Annotated in this window: 1 pseudogene; it reads right to left on the bottom strand. The window is 29.5% G+C overall.

What is annotated here, in order from left to right:
* Positions 1-2,940: pseudogene (locus tag O212_RS16735) on the bottom strand (hypothetical protein); the annotation flags it as partial.

Here is a 2,940-nt window from a genome sequence, read left to right as displayed (position 1 = left end):
ATCAAACCATATTATACAATCGCCGTTAGCATCTGTTCTACTTTGCTCTATAAGCATATCTGTAAACCAACATTCTGTGCTTTCTACTGCATTAAGAGCTAAATCTCCATAAATAGTATCTTTAACTATTCTATTTTTTCTACCAGTAACAGTTAAATCTCCTTGTATCTTCATATTGATTCCACTACCAGTAAAAATATTAGAGTTACCGCTTTCAGTCCAAAAATATGATTGTCCTTTTCCGTTGCTTAAGTTAAATTCATCAGGCTTAAATATCGCATAAAAATATTTATGATCCCATTTCTTAAAGCCTGTATAATTTGCATCTAAATCAGCAGTTAAAGTTCCATTATCTTTATCAGCTATTTTTAATCCATGTGCTGTTCTTATAGTAAAGTCACCGTTAGTACTTTCATACATACTATTTCTTTTTGTTTTACCTAACCATAAAATGTAACCACTAAGACTAATTTCTTTATGAAATGCTATAGGAAAGCCAGTTTCAAGTATATTGTCGTTGTCAAAAGTAACAAAAGAATAACTTTTATTATCTTTTTTAAAAACTATATCAAAAGTTGAATTTTCTTCATGACCTATTGCTATACCTGGCTTTCTAGCATCTCTATCAGTTCTAGTAGAATAAATTGATCCTACTGGGACACTTCTTTCACTTCCTTCCCAATCAAAAAAACTTATTATAGCATTGTTTATTTCTATTGCTTTAAATCCTGTACTCTTTGCAAATGTTGTTGCTCCATTTAAATTTATCTTGCTAGCATTTATTGAAATATTTTCTGCTGATTGATTTATAGCACTAATAATAGAACCTTTATCAGTTTTATTTGCCACTTCTAACTTAATTCCATTTAATCCTATACTTAAGCTACTTAATTGACTTTGCATAGAACTTACTGTACTTCCATCAGCTTTAGTATTTAATATACTTTGTACACTACTTACTGCTGCATTTATATTATTTGTTTTTTGTGTTAATGTACTTTCTACTGTATTTATTTTCTCTGTTACTGTAGTTATATTATCTTTAATTTCTTGTCCTATATCTTCAGGTGCAGGTGTCCAATCGGTAGGTTTATTTCCTTCTTCTAATTTAAAGTTACCTAAAAATCTTTTACCACTACTAACTAAGTCAGGATAAATACGACAACTTGTTGGGGTATCTGTTATGTCTAAATTAGGTATTGTAAACGTAACATACTTTCTTCCTTTAAATGAAGTTCCATCACTAATATAGTGCCATACTCCATAATAAGATCTGCTACCATCTGCAAATCCAATAGAAAATTCACATCCTATCCTTGCTTGAGATCCTGCAACTAAATTTTCTGCATCAAAATCTAAAGCAAGAGTATATGTTTTATTCTTTTGAAAAACTAATTTGCTACTAAACGATACATTATATATTGTTTCTAACATTTTTCCAGTGTCTAAACCATAATTTCTTCCACCAATCTGAATATTATTAACTGTTTTATCAATATCACTTTGACTTACTTTAGTTGAGATTTGACCTTTTAAAACATTAATAGAACTTTCTGCATTAGATACTCTTGTATTTACTGTTGTTATTTGAGCGTTAGTATAAGTCTTAGCATTATTTAAAGCACTATCCGCCTTTGATTGTGATCCTTGAGTATCTTCTATCTGTTCCCATGAACTCCATGTTGTACCATTAATTCCATGCCTTTGATAAGTAGGATAATCACTACTTCTAAATATTTGAGTAGGATAGCCACCACTAGAACCATTCCAAGGTACTTTTGTTTCAAGTGTCCCATAATTATAATTATTGCTGGCATTTGGTATTTTAACTACTCTAGCAAATTTAAACTCTGTTATTGTTTGGAAAGGATAATTTTTCATATACCAATCTGGAGTTTGATTATCATTTCTAGTATCAGGGATTTCTCTAGCACCCACTATTGCTTCATTTTTCTTTTGCTCTGCTATTGAATTAGCGTGACTATTAGCTGAATCTATAGCCTGTTGTTTTGCTGAATTAGTATATGAGTTTGCACTACTTATAGCTTGACTTTTTGCTTCATTTGATTTAATTGTAGCAACATTATCAGCATGAGCTATAGCATTAGATTGAGCTGCATTAGCTTTAGTAGTTGCCACTGAATCAGCATGTGAATTGGCACTTGTAATAGCTTCAATTTTATTAGTATCAGCATAACTCTTAGAACTATTAATAGCATCTGTTTTAGCTGTATTTATCTTATTACTTAAATCATTAGTTGTATTAGTTAAATTAGTTGTTATTGTTTGTGTAGTACTATTTAAACTATTTACACTAGCTTGTAGACTATCCTTAGTTTGAGTTAATTTAGTAGATACATCATTTATTTTATCTGTAACTACTTTTATATTATCTACTATTAATTGCTCAGTATCTTCTGGCGCTTCTGTATAATCCGATTCTAATTCACCAAGTTCTATTTTTACATTTTTTACTTCTGTTATAAGTCCACTACCATAATTTCCGTAAAAACTTAAATCACACCACTTTTGTTTCTCGTCGTCAAGTGTAAACTTTCCAGTGGCTTTTATTCTTATCCATTCTGTTGTTATCTCTCTAGTAACATAAAAATTTACTTTATATCCACCTAGTGAATAAAATTGGATTTTACCAATCCTATTAGCTTTTACATCTGCTGATATTGTAACTGTTTTATTTAAATATTTTTCTGCTACAGATGTTATTGATATGCCTACATATTCATTTGAACTCTTAAAAGGTCCTTTACTTTTTAAAAATAAATTCCTACCACCTAAAGTAATATTAGAAATACTTTTATCTATATCAGTTTGAGATACTTTAGTATTTATCTGTTCTTTTAAAATATTAATTTCACTTGTAGCTTTACTTAAATTACTATTTGTAGTTGTTATTTGTGAAGTAGTAAATTCTTTAGCACT

Source organism: Clostridium sp. Ade.TY, assembly GCF_000498355.1.
Taxonomy (GTDB): domain Bacteria; phylum Bacillota; class Clostridia; order Clostridiales; family Clostridiaceae; genus Clostridium.
The sequence above is the reverse complement of the archived record's forward strand: the minus strand, read 5'-3'. Positions and strand labels throughout refer to the sequence as shown.